This is a genomic window from Candidatus Dormiibacter sp. (assembly GCF_050999135.1).
In the GTDB taxonomy this organism is placed as follows: Bacteria; Chloroflexota; Dormibacteria; order Dormibacterales; family Dormibacteraceae; genus Dormiibacter; species Dormiibacter spiritus.
In genome coordinates this window covers 25,429-45,362 of sequence record NZ_JBPCPN010000004.1, presented here as the reverse complement: position 1 = coordinate 45,362, position 19,934 = coordinate 25,429, and the positions used below count along the sequence as shown (strand labels likewise).

The following is a 19,934-nucleotide window of genomic DNA, read 5'->3' as shown; positions in this document are numbered from 1 at the left end:
TGTCGGAGTTGCCGTCCAGCTTGACTACCTGATAACTCGCGGCACTCACACGCCGATGACAGATGCCGCCATCGACGCCATGCTCGGTTGTGCTGCTCGGGAGCGCGGCCAGCGCTGCCCGCGGCTGCGCGTGTTCAATCACAGTTGGCATAACCCCGCGAGCCTCACCACGGTCGGTGAGATCTCGGCGGAGGAGGCCTTCCAGCTAACCGGTGGCCGGATCAACCATCGGGTGCCCGTGCGCCTGAACCGCAGGGTGACTGAATACGACCACATCATCGCCTGCGGGCCTGTGTTCCCACATGAGGTGGCTGGGTTCTCCGGCGGCACGAAGTACCTGTTCCCGGGCATCGCGGGGCCCGAGATCATCGACTTCACGCATTGGCTCGGCGCTCTGGTGACCAACCTCGGCACCATCGGGATCGTCGACACCCCTGTGCGCAGAGTTATCGACAGGGCTGCCGCGATGGTGCCGACGCCGCTCACCTGCCTGACCCTTGCCATCCATGGCTCGGACCTTCACGGCCTCTGGCTGGGCGAGCCCGACGTCGCGTTCAGCGAAGCCGCGCGCCTGTCGGCGCAGCTCAATGTCGTGAGACTCCCACAGCCGGTGACGAGCGTGCTGTCCATGCCGTCCGAGCGCTATGACGATCTCTGGACGGCGGCCAAGGCCATGTACAAGACCGAGGCGGTGGTGGCTGACGGGGGCGAGGTGATCATCTATGCGCCTTTCCTGAAGGAGGTCTCGTTCACGCACGGCCGCCTTCTGGACCAAGTGGGATATCACGTCAGCGAGTACTTCCTGAAGCAATGGGACCGGTTCGCCCGCGTGCCTGGCACCATCCTGGCGCACTCGACGCATGTGAAGGGCACAGGCACTTTCGATGCGGCGTCTGGAATTGAACGACCGCGCATCGAAGTCACCCTTGCGACCGGGATCCCGGAAGAGCGCTGCCGCCGGATCAACCTCGGCTACCGCGACCCGGCCACCATCCGGCCCGAGGATTGGGAAAGTCACGACGACCGGCTGCTGGTGCGACACGCCGGCGAGCAGCTGTATAGGTTGGCGGGCCGCTGAGGCCGCCAACCTCGAAGCTGGTCCGCCCTAACGACCGGTCTGCGCGTTGCTGATGGCGCGCCACAGCCGCTCAGGGTGCAGCGGCATATCCAGATGCGAGATGCCGAGATGCTTCACCGCATCGAGGATCGCGTTCTGAACCGCGGGAGTCGCGCCGATCGTCCCCGATTCACCTATGCCCTTCACTCCCAGGGAGTTGTTCGGCGAGGCGGTGACCGTGTGCTCGAGATCCAGCGGCGGCAGCTCGGACGCCCCCGGCACGCAATAGTCCAGCAGGCTGGTGGTTCGTGGAATCCCTTCCGCGTCGTGCACCACTTCCTCGAAGAGGGCTTGGGCCACCCCTTGGGCGATCCCACCAGCAACCTGGCCGTCGACGAGGAGGGGGTTGACGACAGTGCCGCAGTCGTCGACCGCCACGTGGCGGAGCAGCCCCGCCTCTCCTGTTTCCAGGTCGACCTCGGCGACCGCCACGTGGGCGCCGAAAGGATAGCTGGAGTCAGCGTAGGCGTCGAACTCCGCTCGGAGCGCGCTGCCGCCCTCCGCCGCCCGGGCGGCGAGCTGGCTCCAGCTGACCGCCCGCTGGGGCGAGCCGCGCACGCCGACGCCGTCATTGCTGCTGACGAGGTCCACCTCGGCCGCTTCGAGCATCTCGGCGCCGAGCTCTCGAGCCTGCTGAAGCAGCTCCTCGCCGGCGCCGAAGACGGCGCTTGCGCCCAGCTGCATGGAGCGGGAGCTGGCGGTGCCGTCCCCGCGCTCGACGAGGGAGGTGTCTCCCTCGGTCACGGTGATGCGCTCCGAACGAACGCCGAGCAGTCCGCTCAGGATCTGGGCGTAAGCGGTCGCGTGACCCTGACCGGAGCTCGCGGTCCCCACCTTTACTGCCAGATCCCCGCCGCCCTCGACTTCGATGGCGGCGTACTCGGTGGGTGAGCCGACAGCCGTCACTTCGACATAGGCGGAGATTCCGATGCCGAGCACCTTCCGAGCTCCGGTCGAGAGTCTCGCCGCTTGCTCCGAGCGCAACTCGGCGTACCGGCTCAGCTCCAGGGCTCGTCGCAAGGCTCGCTCGTAGTCGCCGGAGTCGTAGATGGCGCCGGTGGGCGATTCGTAGGGAAAGGCGTCGGCCGGGATGAGGTTGCACCGCCTCACCTCCGCCGGGTCGAGGCCGAGTTGAGCCGCAAGCAGGTCCATGGCCCGCTCGAGCAGGGCTGTCGCTTCCGGGCGACCGGCGCCGCGGTAAGCGCCGGTGGGTGTTGTGTTGGTGCAGTAAGAGCGAGCCTGATAGTCGATGCGAGGGATCCTGTAAACGCCTGACAGCATCTGACCAGTGAGGTAGGGGAGGAAAGCGCCCTGACCGGGGTAGGCGCCGGCGTCAGCGATGACTCGCGCTCTCAGCCCCACCAGCCTGCCGCTCCCATCCGAGCCCAGCTGGACGTCCTGGATCTGACCGCGGCCCTGGTTCAGGGCGACGAAGCTCTCCGAGCGCGTCTCCAGCCAGCGAACAGGCCGCCCGAGGCGGAGAGCCAGCGCCGCCACCACCAGCTGCTCGGGATAGACGGCCAGCTTGGCGCCAAAGCCGCCGCCCACGTGTGGCACCAGGCAGTGGACTGACTTCTCAGGTAGGTGCAGGCTCTCGGCGATGGCGTCCCGAACTTGGAAAGGACTCTGCGTCGAGGCCCAGACCCGAAGCCCCCCGCCGCTCGCTTCCGGAGCGGCCGCAAAACCGTTTGGCTCCATCGGCACCGCCGCCAGGCGCTGATTGCGAAAGCGAGCGCTGACGATCACCTGGGCCTCCGCCAGCGCGTCCTCCTCGGCCCTGATGAGCCCCTGAAAGGCCAGGTTCGAGCCATGCTCAGGGAAGAGAAGGGGAGCGCCGCTCGCCGCGGCTGCCTCCGGTGAGACGACTGAGCTGAGCGGCTCGTAGTCCACAGCCACAGCCGCCGCGCCGTCCGCGGCGGCCGCCTCGCTCCGACCGACGACCACCGCCACGGCTTCCCCGGCAAAGCGCACTACCGATTGGGCGAGGACAGGACGGGCCATAGCGTCGGCCAGGCCGGGGAAGATAGGCAGGGGTCCAAGCCCGAGATCTTCGGCGGCGAATGCGCCGACCACGCCGGCTTGGGTGCGGGCATTGCCCAAGTCGACATCCTTGAGGCGAGCGTGGGCGATGGGTGAGCGCACGAAGCAGGCGAACAAACCGCCCGGCAGCTCCAGATCAGCCAGGAACCGACCCTCTCCGCGCAACAGCTCAGGGTCCTCGCGCCGCCTGATCGCAGCTCCGAGGCCGGCCGGCGCTCCCAGGTCTGCCAAGTCGGGCCGAAGCATATCGGAAGAACCGGCGGGTTCGGAAGATTGTAGGAGCGCCTTGAGGAAGAGTGCGACCGCCGTGCTTTTCGAGAGCGGGGAAGCGTACCGCGGGTTGAAGTATTAGCATCGCTGCCGGTGCAGGCTCTGGAGATCATCGGCCGCAAGCGGGACGGCCTGGAGCACACCCCGGAAGAGATCCAGGAGCTGCTCTCCGGCTACCTGGAGGGCGTGATCCCCGACTACCAGCTCGCGGCCTGGCTGATGGCCGTCTGCACGCGGGGTATGACGCGGGCCGAGACGTTGGCGCTGACCCAGGCGATGGTGGCGAGCGGCGAGAGCTTGGACCTCTCCTCCATCCCGGGCGTCAAGGTCGACAAGCACTCCACCGGCGGCGTGGGGGACAAGGTGACCCTGGTCTCCGGCCCGCTGGCCGCCGCCTGCGGGGTGCCGGTTCCCAAGCTGTCGGGCCGCGCCCTGGCCCACACCGGCGGCACCCTTGACAAGCTTGAGTCGGTCCCCGGGCTGAGCGTCGAGCTGGAGCCAGAGCAATTCCTGGCCCAGGTCCGCCAGATCGGTCTGGCCGTGGCAGCTCAATCGCCCCAGCTTGTGCCCGCCGACAAGGCGCTCTACGCGCTTCGCGACGTCACCGCCACAGTCCCCTCGATGCCGCTCATCGCCTCCAGCGTGATGTCGAAGAAGCTGGCCGCCGGCGCCGACGCCATAGTGCTGGACGTCAAGTGCGGCCGCGGCGCCTTCATGCCAGACGTCCAGAGCGCTGCGGCGCTGGCCGAGGAGATGGTCTGGCTCGGCGAGGCGGCCGGTCGCCGGGTGGTGGCGCTGGTCACCGACATGAACAACCCCCTGGGTCGGGCCGTCGGGAACGCGCTCGAGGTTCAGGAAGCGCTGGACGCGCTTCAGGGCGAGGGCGACGAAGAGCTGCTGCAGGTCTGCGTCAGCGTCGCGCGCGAGATGTGCCGGCTGGCAGGCGTCGAAGCTGATCCCGCTGCCGCGCTCAGAGATGGGAGCGGCCTCGAGCGCTTCCGGCGGCTGCTTGCCGCCCAGGGCGGCCGCCTCGAGGAAGGACTCCCGGTCGCGGCCTGCACGCTGCCGCTGTCCGCGCCCACCGAGGGGTACGTGGCCGCCATCGACGCTCTCCAAATCGGGCTGGGCTGCCTGCAGCTCGGCGCCGGTCGCCAGAAGAAAACTGACGTCATCGACCCTGGAGCCGGAATTCTGATCGAGGCACCGGTCGGCCACCACGTGCGGGCAGGCGAACCGCTGGCAATCGTGCACGCGCGCTCGGAGGAGCTGATCAGGGAGGTGGCGCCGCGGCTGGAGGCCGCCTGGCGCATCGTCAGCCAGGACGTCGTCCGACCGCGGCACATTCTGGCCAGGGTGGACCGCGAAGGCGTCGCCACCCTGTCGTAGGCGGGCTGGAGTCAGACTCCTATCGGGTGCCAGACAGTCTTGAATTCCATCAGGTCCAGCGCCGCGTGCGGACTCAGCGCCTCAGCGCCAGGTCCGGACTGGACCACGCGCTTGAGATTTCCGGCAGCGGCCTCTTGCACCTGCGCCAGCTGCGCGGCCGTGCAACCAGCCGCGTCGATGGCGTTCACGTCCATGTGTGCCGCGAGCCAGGGCAGCAGCTCCTGGCGCTTCCCGCTCAGCACGTTCACCACGCCGGGCGGCAAGTCGCTGGTGGCGAGCACCTCGCCCAGGGTGAGAGCAGCCAGCGGCGCCCGCTCCGAAGCCAGCGCGACCACTGTGTTCCCGCCGCACAGCGCCGGGGCCAGCCGCCTCACCAAACCCAGCAGCGCAGGCTCCTCTGGCGCCACCACCCCCACCACACCTGTCGGTTCGGGCAGCGTGAAGTTGAAGTAGGGACCCGCCACCGGGTTGACGGTCCCCGCGAACTGATGCAGCTTGTCAGTCCAGCCCGCGTACCAGACCCACGTCTCGACAGCAGCGTCGACCTGGCCCCCGGCGGGCCTGCCGCCGCCCAGCAGGTCCCTGAACTCGGCCCGGCGCCCATCCAGCATCTCGGCCGCCCGGTACAGCACCTGGCCCCGGTTCATCGCCGTGCGGCGAGACCACCCGGGAAACGCCCCGCGCGCCGCCTTGACCATGTCGCGCAGATCCTTGCGCGACCCTCTCGGCACGTTGTGGGGTCCATCCGGCTGATAGGTCCGACCGGATTCCGAGCGGACGAACTCGCCTGCCGCGAAGAGCTTGTAGGTCTTTCTCACGTCCATCAGTCCAGCTCCACGTACGCCGCCAGTCCGTGCAGACCCCCCTCGCGGCCGAAGCCTGACTCCTTGTAGCCGCCGAAGGGTGAGGTGGGGTCGAAGCGGTTGAAGGTGTTGGCCCAGACCACCCCCGCCCGCATCCGCTCGGCCAGCCAGAGGATGCGCGAGCCCTTGTCGGTCCAGACGCCGGCGGAAAGGCCGTAGGGCGTGTTGTTCGCCTTCTCCACCGCCTCGTCAGGCGTCCGAAAGGTCAGCACCGAGAGGACGGGGCCGAAGATCTCCTCGCGCGCGATCCGATAGGACTGGGCGACGTTGGTGAAGATGGTGGGTCGGAACCAGTAGCCGCGCTCCGGCAGGTCGCAAGCGGGCTGATAGATCTCAGCCCCCTCTTCGATGCCTGAGTTGACCAGGCCCTCGATCTTCTCCAGCTGCGCTCTGGAGTTGATGGCGCCCACGTCTGTGTTCTTGTCCAGCGGGTCGCCCACCCTGAGCGTCCCCAGCCGGCTCTTGAGCTTGGCCAGCAGCGGTTCCAGGATCGACTCCTGAACCAGCAGCCGCGAGCCCGCGCAGCAGACGTGGCCCTGGTTGAAGTAGATCCCATTCACGATGCCCTCGATCGCCTGGTCCAGGGGAGCGTCCTCGAACACTATGTTGGCCGCCTTGCCACCCAGCTCCAGGGTCAGGTGCTTGCCGCTGCCGGCGGTGGCTCGCTGGATCTCCTTGCCGACCTCGGTCGACCCCGTGAAGGCCACCTTTCGGACATCCGGGTGACCGACCAGAGAGGCCCCCGTGCTGCCGGCGCCTGTCAGTATGTTGACCACGCCCGGTGGCAGGTCCGCCTGCTGGCAGATGTCGGCGAAGGCGAGGGCTGAGAGCGGCGTCGTCTCGGCCGGCTTCAGCACCACAGTGTTTCCCGCCGCCAGCGCCGGTGCGATCTTCCAGGCCAGCATCAGGAGCGGGAAGTTCCAGGGGATGACCTGGCCTGCCACCCCGAGCGGGCGGGGCCGCCGGTTGGGGAACGCCCATTCCAGCTTGTCAGCCCAGCCGGCGTAGTAGAAGAAGTGGGCAGCCGCCAGGGGAACGTCCACGTCGCGCGACTCCTTGATCGGCTTGCCGCCATCCATAGTCTCCAGCACCGCCAGCTCTCGCGCCCGCTCCTGCATGAGCCGCGAGAGCCTGAAGATGTGGCGCGCTCGCTTGGCGCCCGAGAGGCGTGACCAGGAGCGGAAGGCGTCGGCCGCGGCGGTGACCGCGCGGTCGACGTCCGCGTCGTCTGCCTCAGCGACCTCGGAGAGCGTCTGCCCGGTGGCGGGATTGACTGTGGCAAACCGACGCCGGGAGTGTGGCTCGACGAACCTGCCGCCGATGAAGAGCGAGTAGGAGTCGGCGATCTTCAGGTGGTCGGTTGCCTCGGGGGCGGCGGCGTACTCGAAGCGCCGCTCGCGCATCTCTGTGCTCGGTCGTTTGGCGATGGCCATCAATCGACGCTGAAGTAGTCAGCGCCCTGGTAGGCGCCGCTGCGCTCCTTTTGGATCTGCATCAGGATGTCGTTCAGGAGGCTAGAGGCGCCCAGCCGGAAGCGCTCGGGCGTCATCCAGTCGGGGCCGAGCGTCTCGTAGAGGACCACCAGGTAGGCGATCGCCTGCTTCGAGGTCCGGATGCCGCCGGCCGGCTTGAACCCTATCTGCTTACCTGTCTCCCGGCTGAAATCGCGGATGCACTCCATCATCACCACGCTCACCGGCAGGGTGGCGGCCGGCGTGATCTTGCCGGTCGAGGTCTTGATGAAGTCAGCCCCCGCCGCCATGGCCAGGATCGAGGCCCGGCGCACGTTGTCGTAGGTGCCGAGCTCGCCGGTCTCCAGGATCACCTTCAGAGGGGTCGAGCCACACGCTTCCTTCACGCTGCCGATCTCGTCGTACACCCTCTGGTAGTCGCCCGAGAGGAAGGCGCCGCGGTCGATCACCATGTCGATCTCGTCAGCTCCGGCAGCCAGCGCCTCGCGCGTCTCCGCGACCTTGATCGAGGTGAAGCTCTGGCCGGAGGGAAATGCCGTGGCAACCGAGGCCACCCTGACTCCACTCCCGCGCAGGTGCGCAACTGCAGTGGCGACCAGGCTGGGATAGACGCAGATGGCGGCCACCGACGGGATGCTGGCGTCGCCCGGCTGGGGCCGCACGCCCTTGGCGCAGAGAGCGGTCACCTTGCCCGGGGTGTCGGCGCCCTCCAGCGTCGTCAGGTCGATGCAGCGGATGGCCAGGTCAAGGGCCCAGAGTTTCGAGGCCTTCTTGATCGACCGCTTGGCGAGGGCGGCCGCCCGCTCCTCCACACCCACCTGGTCGACGCTGCGCACCCCGCGCATAAGTGAGCCGAGGTGGGTGAGAGACATCGCCGTAGCCATGGCAGGGACAACGTATTGTGCCTCTTCTCCGGCGGCCCATGATGGTGGATGTCGCCCGAGCGGCGGCCAGTGGCTAGCAAAGATTGGGAGGACAGGCATGGCAACTGAGCTCGAGGTCCCCGCCGGGACCGCACTTCAGGTCGAGCAGAACGGCATCAACGTCATCGAGGAGCGAGAGCGCAAGGGACGCCCGTTCGACCTTTTCTGGCCCTGGTGCGCCGCCAATATCTCAGTGCTGGGAATCAGTTACGGGTCGTTCCTGCTAGGCTTCGGCGTGTCGTTCTGGCAGGCCACTGTGGCGGGGGTGGTGGGCACGGCGCTGTCCTTCCTGCTCGTCGGTTACATCTCGCTGGCGGGCAAGCGCGGCTCCGCGCCGACCATGGTGCTCAGCCGGGCGACCTACGGCGTGCGCGGCGGAGCCCTGCCGGCGACACTCTCCTACATCCTGCTGGTCGGCTGGGAGACAGTGCTCGTCTCCCTCGCCACACTGGCGACGGCGACTGTCTTCGGGCGGCTCGGCGTGGGAGGTGGCAATACGACCAAGATCGTCGCCTTCGTGGTGGTTGCCGCGGTGGTGGTCGCCGCGGGGATCTTCGGCTTCGAGCTGATCATGCGCCTGCAGACGGTGCTGACCGTCGGCCTCGCCATTCTCACGGTCGGCTACGTGGCGCTCACCTTCCAGCACATCCACCTGGACAAGGTGGCCGCGCTGCCAGGTGGATCCTGGCAGGCGGTCCTGGGAGCGCTGATCTTCGCGGCCACCGGCTTCGGGCTCGGCTGGGTCAACAGTGGCGGTGACTACTCGCGCTACCTCCCACGCACATCGTCGAGCCGGGGGGTTGTGGGCTGGACGACGTTCGGGGCCAGCGTGGCGCCAGTCATCCTGATAGTTCTCGGCCTGCTGCTGGCGGGCTCTGACGCAAAGCTCAACCAGGCAATCGGGAGCGACCCCATCGGCGCTCTGACAGCCCTGCTGCCGACCTGGTACCTGATCCCCTTCGCCGTCGTGGCGATCGGCGGCCTCATCGCCGGCGCGGCGCTGGACATTTACTCGTCAGGCCTCGCCCTGCTCACGCTTGGGCTGCGGGTTCCCCGCTGGGTCGCGGCGGCCATCGACGGCGTGATCATGATCCTGGGCACCATTTACGTCGTCTGGTTCGCGAGCAGCTTCATAGGTCCCTTCCAGGGTTTTCTGATCACGCTGGGCGTCCCGATCTCCGCCTGGTGTGGAGTCTTCCTGGCCGACCTGCTTTCGCGCCGGACCGACTACGCCGATGCGGAGCTGTACCGGGTGGGCGGCCGCTATGGCGCCGTCAACCCTGTCGCGATCGGCGTCACGGTGATGGCGACGCTGCTCGGTTGGGGCCTTGTCACCAACACCTTTGCCAGCGCTCTCGCCTGGCAGGGCTATCTGCTCGAGCCGCTGCACCTCGGGCCGAAGCTCAACGGGCAATGGTCCTCCGCCAACCTGGGCGTCCTGGTTGCCATCGCCGTCGGCTTCGCCGGCCAGTCCCTGCTGGGCCGCTCGCGGCTGCGAGCCCAGGATTTCGGCCGCCCGCCCGGAGGTGTTTGGGCTGGATCCGAAGACCGCTGAAGTCAGAAGCCTCGGGGTGGGCGCCCTGGGGTTCCACGCGAGTGATCTCGCCGGAGATGGACGCACGCTGTAAGCGCAGACGAAGTCCCCCGCCATCTTGTGCCGGATTCTCTCGATCTCCGCATCGGGCATGGCCTCGCGCAGAAACGCGAGTTCGCTGCTGCAAGCCGCGCCGTAACGAATGGCCACATCCAGGATGGCGCAGTTGTGCTCGACGATCCGCCAGCCATCGTCGCCGACTTTCTCACAGTCGGCCAGATAGCCGTCCTCTTGTAGGATCCTGGCCAGCTCTCGAACCCGCTGGTCGAAAGCGCGACCTTGGAGCCGGCTCTTCGCCCGCTCAGCCCGATCGCGGCCTCGGCTCTCGAAGGCGTGCTCGACCAGTGCCGGCTCGGCCTGCTCGATGAACCCGAGCAGCTGGTTCGCGAGCTGCCCGTAACGCTTGGGCCAGAGCGTCTCCGCAGCGGGCGTCAGGCAGTACCATCGCCGGGGTCGGCCCCGGCCGGCGCGCTCGTCGCGATGGGCGATCAAGCCCTCTTCGTTCAAGGCAGCTAGATGCTGGCGCACGCCACCGATTGTCACGCCCAGGGCCGCCGCGATCTGCTTCACGCCTGCCTCGCCCGCTGTCTTTATGAACTCCACCACCGCGCGGCGGCCGGCAGACATGGCGTCCAGGGCGACAGTCGCGCCAGCAGTTTCCGCGGGAGCCAGCTCAACCGGCTCGGAAGGCCGGCGGCTCGAGTTCATGGCAGTAGGAGGTGGCTGTCGCCGAATTCGTGCCAAAGGTATCCCCGGTCGAGCGCTGCGCGGTACGACGTTTCCAAGAGCTCGCTCCCGACGAATGCCTCCAACACGGCAAGGTGTGACGCCCGCGGCTCATGCCAGCCGGTGAGAAGCCCGTCGACTGCCGTCATCGCGTGGTGGGCCCCGATCACCAGCTCCGTCCAGCCGTCCGCCGGTAGGACCAGGCCCGGCGCAAGTGCCGCGCTCTCGAGGGCACGCACCACAGTCGTGCCGACCGCGACCACGCGACCGCCCAGCCGCCTGGTGGCGTTCACGCGTTCCGCCGTCGCCGCGGGAACCAGAAAGCGCTCATCTGCCGGCGGTTCGTGGGCTTCCATCGACGACACGCCGCAGTGGAGCAGGAGTGGTGCGATGGCGACTCCGCGGGCAACCAGCGCCGTGACGAGTTCGCAGGTGAAGGGCCGGCCGGCAGACGGCATCTCGGCACTGCCGGGCTCGGTCGCGAACACTGTCTGGTGGGCGGCGAGCGGCCGATCTCTATCCACGTGGCCATAGCGGATCGGTGCGCCGTACCGGTTCAGGAACATGGTGGGCGACGAGGGCAGATCGAGCTCCGCCAGCCAGAGTCGAACCTTCTGGCCGGGATCGATCCCCTGCGCCGTGGGTCGAAGCAACCTCGCGGTCGCTCCCTCGGGCAGGATCAGGGTGGTCTCCGGGGCCGCGTCCAGCCACGGCGAGTTGCGGCCGTCCCGATCCCGGTGCCGAAGCTCGACGACCCAGGTTCCGTCCCCACGCGGGCTGGAGAGATGAAGCAGGGCTGCCTCGCCCCCAACCTCGGCCGACAATGCGGCGGGAATGGTCGCCGACCGGTTGACCACCAACAGGTCGCCGGCGCTCAAGAGGTCCGGCAGATCAGTGAAGCGACCGTGCTCGATTCGCCCCGCCGCTCGGTGGGTTACCAGCAGGCGGACGTCATCCCGGCCCCGGCCTCGCTCCTCCGGCGGAGTCGCGGCCTCCAGCCTGGCCGGCAGCTCGAAGTCCAGCAGCGCTGGCGCTAAGGCAGTCATGGCGCTGGAGTGCGGGAGTGGAGGTCGGCCGCGCGCAGCCTGCCGCCGGGACGGTCGGACTGGATCAGCCCCAAGATCGCCGGTACCACCGAGTCCGGCTCCGGCCGATCGGAGATGTCCTCCCCCGGGAAAGCCTCCTGGTGCATCTGAGTCCGCAGATCCCCAGGGTCCAGCGCCCAGACGCGCAGCGCTGGCTCCTCGACAGCCAGCACTGCGGCGATGTGGTCGACCGCCGCCTTGGCCGCGCCGTAGCCTCCCCAACCCGGGTATGCCTCGATGGCGGCATCCGAGCTGACCAGAATCACGCGGCCACCCGTGGGGGTGGCACGGAGGAGGTCGATGGTTTCCTGGATGAGTCCCAAGGCGGCGACCGGGTAGACCTCGAACAACTGGCGCAGGCCCTCGAGTGGAAAGTGGGCGAGAGGCGGCAGCGGGCTGGGCCCGAGGCTGCCCGCGTTGTTGATCAGCAGGTCCAGGCGGCCCAGGGCGTAGGCCGCGCTGGCCAGCTCCGTTCGGTGTCGCGCCTCGGTGACGTCGCCCGGGATGGCAACCAGCTGCGCTCCCGGCGGCTGCAGGAGGCGCATCTCCTGCCCGGCACTGTTTAGAGCTTCCTCGTTCCGACCGTCGATGACCAGAGACCAGCCCTGGCGGGCAAGACCGAGAGCGAGAGCGCGGCCCAGTCCGCGCGAGGCTCCGGTGACAAGTCCGACGCTCATCGATCCTCCTAACTTGCCGCCCTGAGGACAGCTACTCGAATAAACATAGCATTGACTGAGTCTATTCGGGGAGGCCGGCTCAAGCCAGCGACCTCAGTCGATTGCTAGGCGGTCGCCAGGCCGATCGTCCGCGCCGCCTCCAATTGTTTGCTGTGGCGGCCCCACCAGAGTCACCTCGCCGTCGCCAGCCAGTTGGCCCCAGCGAGCCGGGAACTCCCAATGGTGACGATCACACAGCCTTAGACTTACCCGCCGATGGCCGAAGCCGAGCGGAAGTACCACGTGGGGCTGACCGCGGGCGAGGTCGGCGAGTACGTCCTTTACCCCGGAGATCCCTTCCGGACGCCGCTGATCGGGGGCTACTTTGAGGACGCTCGGGAGATGGCCTTCAGCCGCGAGTACCGAACCTTCACGGGGACCCTGGAGGGTGCCAAGATTTCGGCCGTCTCGAGCGGTATCGGCGGCCCCTCGGCGGCGATCGGGATTGAGGAGCTGAGCGATCTCGGCGTTCACACCTTCCTCCGGGTCGGTACCTGCGGCGGCGCTCAGCGCGAGATCAAGATGGGCGACCTGGTGATCGTCACCGGCGCCGTAAGGAGCGAGGGTACCCCCAACGACTATGTCCCTCTGGAATACCCGGCCATCGCCAGCCTGGATGTGGTGGTGGCCGCTCGCGACGCCGCCGAGGCGGCCGGAGCCCCCTACCACCTGGGAGTGGTTCGCTCGGTGGACGCGCTCTACCCGGAGCTCCTCCCCGACCGGATGCCCAAGCGCGAGCAGCTGAAGCAGGAGCTGGAGGTCTGGTCCCGAGCGGGCGTCGTCGCCAACGACATGGAGTCCTCCACCGTCCTGGTCGTCAGCGCCCTTCGTAAGTGCCGGGCCGGCGTCATCCTGCTCTGTGTCGACGAGCTCGGGGCGGGCGAGATCCAGCACCTTGACCCCTCCTACATGGACAGGATGCTGGGAGTGGCTGTCGACGCCGTCCGCCGCCTGGTCCAGCGCGATCGGAGCGCCGCTAGACAGCAGCCCGACGGCACGCTCAGCGGTTGAAGGCTGCCGCCCGCGCGATCCTGTCGGCCTCCGCCAGCTCTGCCTCGCTGAGACCCATCTCGCTCAGGCAGAGCTCGAACTCCCTGGAGAGCGTCGTGTCCGCCACCGTCCGGGAGTCGGTGCTGATAGTGCAGCGGACGCCTGACCGCAGCAGCGCGGGGAGGGGGTGCTCCGCCACGGAGGGGACAGCCTTGCACTTCCAGTTGGCTGTCGGGCAGACGTCGAGAACCACCCCCTCCGCCCGTATCCGCTCCACTATCTCGGGGCGGCGGGCACCGATGACGCCGTGCGCGATCCGCTCCAGCCCAAGGTCCAGGGCCGCCAGGACTGATTCCGGAGGACCAGCCTCGCCGGCGTGACAGGTGAGGTGCAGGCCGGCAGCGCGGGCTGCCTGGAAGGCCGGGCGGTGCGGCTCGACCGGATATCTTGCCTCGTCTCCAGCGAGATCGAAGCCGACCAGGCCCCGGCCCGCAAACGAGCCAGCCGTGCGCGCGAGGTCGACGTTCTCCTCGACAGGGTGATGGCGCATGGCGCAGGCGATCGCAACGGCTGTGATGGGACCCTGAGCCAGACCCCGGAGCACCGCCTCGATTACGCGCCCGACCGTCAGGCAGGCGCGGCGGTGTAGCAGCGGCGCCCAACGGACCTCCAGATAGTCGATGCCGTCGGCGGCCGAGTCGAGACAGAGCTCCCGTGCCGATCGCTCCAGCGCCTCCTCTGTCTGGAGGACGGCGAGCGCATCGTCGAAGTAGCCGAGGTACTCCGCCTGAGAGGAGCAGGAGCCAGGAGCCACGAGGCGGAGGGGACGAGGCACATCAAGGCCCTGAGCGTCTGCCAGCTCCTGCGCGGTGCGTGGCCGAACAGCACCGTCCAAATGACAGTGCAGCTCGGCCTTCGGCCACTCAGGAAACGCCGAGATGGTCTTCCGCCCCGTGTTGATCAAGTCTCACCACGCCATCATGGGGCTGTCCCACATGGCCTCGAGAGGAGAGTATTGAGAGAGTGGAGCGCACGCAAGCGGCCGAACGATCCCGAATCGCCGATCCGGGATTGGCTCCGGAGGGCGCGCAGCGGATCGAATGGGTGGCCAGGCATTCGCCGGTTCTGAACCGCTTGGCCCGAGCTCGCCTGGGCGACGGTGCGCTCAGCGGTAAGCGGATCGCGCTGGTCGTGCACCTGGAGGCCAAGACCGCTTACCTGGCGACCCTGCTGGCGGAGACAGGGGCCGAGGTGGTCGTCGCGGGCAGCAACCCTGGCTCGACCCAGGACTCAGTGGCGGCGGCCCTGGTCGGGCGCGGGATCGAGGTGCATGGCGTCCATGACTCCGAGCCAGACGCCTTCGAGGCCGACTTGATGGCCGTTGCTGACAGCCGACCCGAGCTCATCATCGACGACGGCGCGGAGCTCACTACGCGGTTGGTCAGGCATCGATCCGACCTGGTCCCCGGGCTGCGCGGAGTGACTGAGCAGACCACAACCGGCGTCCACCGCCTGCGTGCTCTGGCGGCCGCCGGCAGGCTCAGCTTCCCCGCGATCGCCGCCAACGACGCCCTCTGCAAGCACCTCTTCGACAACCGCTACGGGACCGGCCAGTCAACCCTGACCGCGATCCTGCGCCTCACCAACCGCAGCGCCGCCGGCAAGGAGTTCTGCATAGTGGGCTACGGCTGGGTGGGCAAGGGACTTGCCCGCTACGCCGCAGGTCTCGGGGGCAGGGTGACAGTGGTGGAGGTCGATCCGATCCCCGCCCTGGAAGCGCACATGGACGGTCATCGCGTGGCGCGCCTGGCAGATGCACTGCCTGACGCCGACGTCGTAATCACCGCCACGGGTGGGGTCGAGGCCGTGGGCCGCGAGCACTGGGCGCTGCTCCGGGACGACGTCCTGCTCGCCAACGCCGGCCATCACGACCGTGAGATCGATGTGGAGACCCTGGACGCAGTCGCCGACCGCGTGGAGGACGTCAGGCCGGGCGTTCGCCGTTACAGTCTGGCCGGCGGCGTCCGCTGCTACCTGCTCGCCGAAGGGCGACTGGTCAACATCGCCGGCGCTGACGGTCACCCGGTCGAGATCATGGATCTGTCATTCGCCGTCCAGGCCCTGGCCGTGCACCACCTTGCCTCTATGAGGCTCGAGCCTGGTCTGCACAAGCTGCCTGCCGAGCTGGACAGTGAGATCGCCCGGACCAAGCTGGCGGCCCTGAGCATCAGGCTCGACGAGCTGACGCCCTCCCAGCGCGCCTTCTTCGAGCAGTGGCAGGCGTGAGGCGGCACAGCCTGCGGTCAGTGGTCAAGGATCCCCAGCTCGCCCCCGGGGGCGGGCGCAAGCTCGACCTGGCGGGCACCTGGGCGCCTGTTTTGAACCGCGTCCGCGAGCGGCTGCTGGCCGAGGGCAGCGTGCGGGACCGTCGGATCGGGATCATCCTGCCGGTCGAGCCCAAGACCGCCTACCTCGCCGTGATGCTGGCCCAATCCGGCGCGCAGGTGGCGCTGGCCGCCCCCGGGGCGCTCACCCAGGATGACGTCGCGGCCGGTGTGGCAGAGCGCGGGGTCCAGGTGTTCGCCCGCAGCGACTCGACTCCTGAGGAGGAGCTCGAGTTCTACTCGGAGGTGCTGGATCGCCGGCCGGAGGTGGTGATCGACGACCGGGCAGCGCTCATTCGAATGGCCCACACGACCCACCCGCAGGCGCTCCAGGACCTGATCGGCGCCTCCGAGGAGACCACCACGGGCGTCGTAACGCTGCGGGCGATGGCAAGAGCCGGAGCGCTCCGGATCCCCTGTATCGCCGCCAACGACGCCAGGTGCAAGCACCTCTTCGACAACCGCTACGGAACAGGCCAGTCGACCATCACAGCCGTGCTTGACTCGACCAATCTGCTGCTGGCGGGCAAGGTTCTGCTGGTCATCGGCTACTCCTGGGTGGGGAAAGGGATTGCGGCGCGAGCCCGCGGCATGGGAGCCAAGGTCACAGTCAGCGAGGTCGACCCGATAGCTGCGCTCGAGGCCCTTCACGATGGCTTCCGAGTCGCGCCGGTCACGGAGGCGTGCCAGACGGCCGAGATCGTCATGACGGCCACAGGCGTACCCAACGCGCTTCCGCTAGAGGCGATCGAGCGCCTGCCCGACGGGGCGCTGCTGGCGAACGCGGGGGCGGTCGACGATGAGTTCGACATGCTCAGGCTGCGCGAGCGGGCGCCAGGGGCGCGGTTGGTGCGGCGGAACGTGGAGGAGTTCCGGCTGGCCGAGGGCCGGTCGGTGTTTGTCATCGGCGACGGTAAGGTGGTCAACCTCTCGGCCGGCGAGGGCCATCCGGTGGAGATCATGGATCTCACCTTTTCGGTGCAGGCTCTCTCAGCTCGTCACCTGCTGCTCCGCGGCAGTGAGATGGACTCTGGTGTTCACCTGCCGCCCCCTGAGATCGACGAATGGGTGGCGCGGCAAAAGCTGGAAAGCCTCGGTGTGAGCATCGATCACCTGACCCCTGAGCAGGAGAGCTTCTTCAGCGACTGGGAGGCTCACGCTTAGTGTCCCGCGCCAGAGATTCGTTGGCATATTGCGGCTCCCGACACCGATGCCAGCGTCATGGGGCCCGGCCCGTCGTCGCACGCCCCCGCTCCGCGGGGCCCCCGGCTGGAAAATGCGCTCCTCCTAGTTCCACCCCTTCGTTGGCCTCGGCGCCCGGACCGGCGTCCTCCGGGCGCCTGCCACAATCTACTCAACGAACCCCTGGCGTGGGACACTAACTTGTCGATCCGTTACCGAGCCGACGCAGTGGTCACCTGCGATCCAGCCTTCAGCGTCCACCGGCCCGGCGTGGTCGAGGTGGAGCGGGGCCGGATCAGCTGGGTGGGCTCTGCCGCCGACGCGCCCCCGACCTCCGGACCGGAGCATCGGTTGGCCGGCCTGCTCATGCCAGGACTTGTGAACGTGCACTGTCACTCACCGATGACGCTGTTCCGCGGCGCTGCTGAGGACGTGCCGCTCGCAGTCTTTCTCCGCGAGCTACTGTGGCCACGCGAGAGTCGCCTGGAAAGGGACGACGTCTACTGGGGCATGACGCTGGCCTGTGCCGAGCTCTTGCGCGCAGGCGTCACCACCACCTGCGAGATGTACATGCAGGAGGAGGCCATCCTCGCGGCGGTGCTTGACGCCGGAACGCGCTGCCTGCTCACTCCCGGAGTCTTGGAGATGCCTTCGTGGCCTCGCTTCCCGAGCTGGCGTCGGCGGCTCGCCGACGTTCTCGCCTTCCGCGCCGAACACGCAGCTGCACATGAGCGCGTCGAGGTGGGCGTCGCCGCGCACTCGGCCTACGCCCTTCCGCTGGAAGGCGTGACCGCGGTGGCCCGGGCCGCCCAGGAAGTGGGCGCCCTCTTTCACATCCACGTGGCGGAGACGCGGGATGAGGCGCAGGAGCTCGAGCGCCAGCACGGCAAGACTGTTCCTGCACTCCTCGCCGATCAAGGCTGCTTTGACGGCCGGGTGCTCGCCGCCCACTGCGTTTGGCTCTCCGACGCCGATCTCCAGCTGTTCGCCGAGCATGATGTGGCCGTGGCCCACTGTCCCCAGAGCAACGCGAAGCTCGGGGCGGGCATCGCGCGTCTCACCGACATGCTGCGCTTGCGGCTGCGCGTTGGCCTGGGCACCGATGGTCCTGCCTCCAACAACGACTTGGACCTCTGGGAGGAGATGCGGCTGACACCGCTTCTCGCCCGTCTCAAGACAGGCGAGGCGCAGGCCCTGCCCGCGCCGGAGGCCGTCCGCCTGGCGACGAGCGGAGGCGCTGCGGCGCTCGGGCGCGACGACATCGGAACCCTCGAGCCTGGCCGGCTGGCGGACATGGTTCTCGTGCGCCTGGACGACCCGGCTTTCGTCCCGCTGGTGGAGCCTCGGGATGTCTGTTCGCACCTCCTCTGGTCGGCGTCGAGCCGGCTGATCTCTGACGTCTGGGTGGCTGGGCAGCAGGTGGTGGCCAATGGTGAGTGCCTGACGGTCGACAGGGAGAGGGCGCAGCGCGAGGTCCAGCTGCGAGCTGTCCGCCTGGCGGGCTGAACCAACGAGCGGAGGTGTCACGATCGAGGGCGCTGAGCTGGTGAAGTTCGTGCGCCAGCACGGTCTGGCGGTGGTCGCCACCCGCGGGCCGGACGGAGCCCCGGAGGCGGCCCTGGTCGGGGTCGCGGCCACCGACGAGCTGGAGATCGTCTTCGATACAGCATCCGCTCCCGGAAGTACCGCAACATTCAAGCGGACCCTCGGGTCGCGCTCGTGATCGGCTGGGAGGATGAGGTCACTGTGCAGTGCGAGGGCATCGCCGACATCCTGATCGGAGCCGATCGCCTTAGGTGCGTGCGCGCCTACCTCGAGCAATACCCTGACGGCCGGCGGCGAGCCGAGGACCCCGACATCGCGCACATTCGCGTCCGGCCCTCCTGGGTTCGTCACAGCGACTACCGGCCCGGCTCGTTCCGCATCCAGGAGACCCGCCTCGACAGCTAGCAAAGTCGGCGGCCCCGAGAGCTGGGAACGGCAGCCGCGTCACCAGCCCGCGTATCTCAGGCTTGCCGCCCCGCCGTTGTTGCCCTAGACTTCACTCGCGCCGCGCGAAGGGCGCCAGTTTTTGAGGAGGACAGCTTGGTTTCGATGAGAGCGTTTCGGGCGTGGATGGTTGGGGTGATGGCCGTCGCGCTGGTCGCCACCGCCTGCGGCGGCAGCTCAGGCAGCAGCACCGCGGCGAACGGCTGCTCCAAGACCTACAAGATCGGCCTGGTCACCGACGTCGGCAAGCTGACCGACAAGTCGTTCAACGCCGCGTCCTGGCAGGGCGTGCAGCAGGCAGCCTCCGACAAGAGCCTCTGCGTAACCGCCAAGTACATCGAGTCCAATCAGCCGACCGACTACAGGAAAAACATGGAGACGTTCGTCGACCAGAGCTACGACATGATCGTGGCGGTCGGCTTCCTGATGGCCGACGACACGCTGGCCGAGGCCAAGGCGCACCCCAACGTCAAGTTCACCATCGTCGACAACGCGTACGACGCCGCACCCAGCAACCTGGTGGGGCTGGTCTTCAAAGAGGACCAGGCGGGCTATCTGATAGGAGCTCTCGCCGGGCTCTTGACCAAGACCAACACGGTCGGCCAGGTGCTGGGCCTGAAGATCCCGCCTGTGCAGCGCTATGCCGACGGCTATCTCGCCGGCGTCAAGTCCACCAACCCCAACGCCAAGGTGCTGACCGTCTACCAGGGGCCTGGTGACGGCGCCGCCTTCAACAATCCGGCCTGGGGCGAGGCCCGCGCGAACGACGAGATCAACCAGGGGGCGGACATCGTCTTTGGCGGCGGCGGCAACACAGGCAACGGCGCCCTGATCGGTGCGCTTCAGAAGGGCAAGATGTGCATAGGCGTCGATGTCGACCAGTACCTGAGCTATCCAGACGCCGCCAAGTGCCTCGTGACGTCGGCCGAAAAACACCTCTCGGTCGCTGTCAAGACCATCATCACGGACGCGGTCCAGAAGAAGTGGCCGGCGGCCACCCTGACCTTTGACGCCAAGAACAACGGCGTCGGCATCGCCCCCTACCACGACTACGACTCCAAGGTGCCGACGGACGTCAAGACCAAGATCAGCGACATCGAGAAGAAACTGGCCGACGGTTCGCTGCAGACCGGGGTCACGATCTAGCGGTCCCCCAATAGCTGCCCAGCGGCGCCCGGCGGCGCTTCAGCTCGCCGG

Annotated in this window: 18 protein-coding genes and 1 pseudogene; 11 read left to right on the top strand and 8 right to left on the bottom strand. The window is 68.1% G+C overall.

The window, feature by feature from the left end; all coding sequences use genetic code 11:
- The coding region (locus ACR2MZ_RS01220; protein ID WP_434003256.1) for a lactate racemase domain-containing protein at positions 1–1,078 on the top strand (1,078 nt) is incomplete at its 5' end.
- Between the two features lie 27 nt (positions 1,079–1,105).
- Here ACR2MZ_RS01220 and ACR2MZ_RS01215 read toward each other — a convergent pair.
- Complete coding sequence (locus tag ACR2MZ_RS01215; protein ID WP_434003255.1) at positions 1,106–3,388, bottom strand: xanthine dehydrogenase family protein molybdopterin-binding subunit; 2,283 nt, start codon at positions 3,386–3,388, stop codon at positions 1,106–1,108.
- Positions 3,389–3,520: 132 nt separating this feature from the next.
- Here ACR2MZ_RS01215 and ACR2MZ_RS01210 point away from each other — a divergent pair, with 132 nt between their 5' ends.
- Positions 3,521–4,813, top strand: a complete 1,293-nt coding sequence (locus ACR2MZ_RS01210) for a thymidine phosphorylase (protein WP_434003254.1) — start codon at positions 3,521–3,523, stop codon at positions 4,811–4,813.
- An 11-nt stretch (positions 4,814–4,824) separates the two neighbouring features.
- Here ACR2MZ_RS01210 and ACR2MZ_RS01205 read toward each other — a convergent pair whose 3' ends face one another.
- The 3 genes from ACR2MZ_RS01205 to deoC are packed head-to-tail and all read right to left on the bottom strand — an operon-like array spanning position 4,825 to position 8,032.
- Complete coding sequence (locus ACR2MZ_RS01205) at positions 4,825–5,637, bottom strand: aldehyde dehydrogenase family protein (protein ID WP_434003253.1); 813 nt, start codon at positions 5,635–5,637, stop codon at positions 4,825–4,827.
- Positions 5,637–7,109 (bottom strand): aldehyde dehydrogenase family protein, encoded by a 1,473-nt coding sequence (locus ACR2MZ_RS01200; RefSeq protein ID WP_434003252.1) that lies wholly within the window; start codon positions 7,107–7,109, stop codon positions 5,637–5,639. The genes ACR2MZ_RS01205 and ACR2MZ_RS01200 overlap by 1 nt, the downstream gene beginning before the upstream one ends.
- The gene (gene deoC, locus ACR2MZ_RS01195; protein ID WP_434003251.1) at positions 7,109–8,032 is read right to left on the bottom strand and encodes a deoxyribose-phosphate aldolase; all 924 of its coding nucleotides are present in this window, start codon (positions 8,030–8,032) and stop codon (positions 7,109–7,111) included. The genes ACR2MZ_RS01200 and deoC overlap by 1 nt, the downstream gene beginning before the upstream one ends.
- Before the next feature lie 97 nt (positions 8,033–8,129).
- Here deoC and ACR2MZ_RS01190 point away from each other — a divergent pair, with 97 nt between their 5' ends.
- The gene (locus ACR2MZ_RS01190; RefSeq protein ID WP_434003250.1) at positions 8,130–9,626 is read left to right on the top strand and encodes a purine-cytosine permease family protein; all 1,497 of its coding nucleotides are present in this window, start codon (positions 8,130–8,132) and stop codon (positions 9,624–9,626) included.
- Between the two features lie 99 nt (positions 9,627–9,725).
- Complete coding sequence (locus ACR2MZ_RS01185; RefSeq protein ID WP_434003249.1) at positions 9,726–9,902, top strand: hypothetical protein; 177 nt, start codon at positions 9,726–9,728, stop codon at positions 9,900–9,902.
- 261 nt (positions 9,903–10,163) lie between these two features.
- Here the strand turns inward: ACR2MZ_RS01185 and ACR2MZ_RS01180 are convergent.
- The 3 genes and pseudogenes from ACR2MZ_RS01180 to ACR2MZ_RS01170 all read right to left on the bottom strand — a co-directional run.
- Positions 10,164–10,292: pseudogene (locus ACR2MZ_RS01180) on the bottom strand (ArsR family transcriptional regulator); the annotation flags it as partial.
- 77 nt (positions 10,293–10,369) lie between these two features.
- Positions 10,370–11,437 (bottom strand): S-adenosylmethionine:tRNA ribosyltransferase-isomerase, encoded by a 1,068-nt coding sequence (locus ACR2MZ_RS01175; protein ID WP_434003248.1) that lies wholly within the window; start codon positions 11,435–11,437, stop codon positions 10,370–10,372.
- Entirely contained in the window at positions 11,434–12,153 is a 720-nt protein-coding gene (locus ACR2MZ_RS01170) for an SDR family NAD(P)-dependent oxidoreductase (protein WP_434003247.1), read from the bottom strand. The genes ACR2MZ_RS01175 and ACR2MZ_RS01170 overlap by 4 nt, the downstream gene beginning before the upstream one ends.
- 255 nt (positions 12,154–12,408) lie before the next feature.
- Here ACR2MZ_RS01170 and ACR2MZ_RS01165 point away from each other — a divergent pair, with 255 nt between their 5' ends.
- Entirely contained in the window at positions 12,409–13,203 is a 795-nt protein-coding gene (locus ACR2MZ_RS01165) for a nucleoside phosphorylase (protein ID WP_434003246.1), read from the top strand.
- Here the strand turns inward: ACR2MZ_RS01165 and add are convergent.
- On the bottom strand, positions 13,193–14,146 hold the full coding sequence (add, locus tag ACR2MZ_RS01160; RefSeq protein ID WP_434003245.1) for an adenosine deaminase: 954 nt from the start codon (positions 14,144–14,146) through the stop codon (positions 13,193–13,195). The two genes, ACR2MZ_RS01165 and add, sit on opposite strands and share 11 nt — an antisense overlap.
- A gap of 59 nt (positions 14,147–14,205) precedes the next feature.
- On the opposite strand from add, the gene ACR2MZ_RS01155 reads away from it, so the two are divergent.
- The 6 genes from ACR2MZ_RS01155 to ACR2MZ_RS01130 all read left to right on the top strand — a co-directional run bounded on the left by ACR2MZ_RS01155 (position 14,206) and on the right by ACR2MZ_RS01130 (position 19,883).
- On the top strand, positions 14,206–15,468 hold the full coding sequence (locus ACR2MZ_RS01155; RefSeq protein WP_434003244.1) for an adenosylhomocysteinase: 1,263 nt from the start codon (positions 14,206–14,208) through the stop codon (positions 15,466–15,468).
- Positions 15,465–16,730, top strand: a complete 1,266-nt coding sequence (locus ACR2MZ_RS01150; RefSeq protein WP_434003243.1) for an adenosylhomocysteinase — start codon at positions 15,465–15,467, stop codon at positions 16,728–16,730. Before ACR2MZ_RS01155 ends, ACR2MZ_RS01150 begins: the two co-directional genes overlap by 4 nt.
- Before the next feature lie 219 nt (positions 16,731–16,949).
- Positions 16,950–18,254, top strand: coding sequence for an amidohydrolase family protein (locus ACR2MZ_RS01145; protein ID WP_434003242.1), 1,305 nt, complete (start codon positions 16,950–16,952; stop codon positions 18,252–18,254).
- Between the two features lie 40 nt (positions 18,255–18,294).
- Positions 18,295–18,471 carry a pyridoxamine 5'-phosphate oxidase family protein gene (locus ACR2MZ_RS01140; protein WP_434003241.1) on the top strand — a complete coding sequence of 59 codons (177 nt, stop codon included), beginning with the start codon at positions 18,295–18,297 and terminating at the stop codon, positions 18,469–18,471.
- Positions 18,468–18,698 (top strand): hypothetical protein, encoded by a 231-nt coding sequence (locus ACR2MZ_RS01135; protein ID WP_475392952.1) that lies wholly within the window; start codon positions 18,468–18,470, stop codon positions 18,696–18,698. The genes ACR2MZ_RS01140 and ACR2MZ_RS01135 overlap by 4 nt, the downstream gene beginning before the upstream one ends.
- Before the next feature lie 144 nt (positions 18,699–18,842).
- Complete coding sequence (locus ACR2MZ_RS01130) at positions 18,843–19,883, top strand: BMP family ABC transporter substrate-binding protein (protein WP_434003240.1); 1,041 nt, start codon at positions 18,843–18,845, stop codon at positions 19,881–19,883.
- Positions 19,884–19,934: the final 51 nt, after the last annotated feature.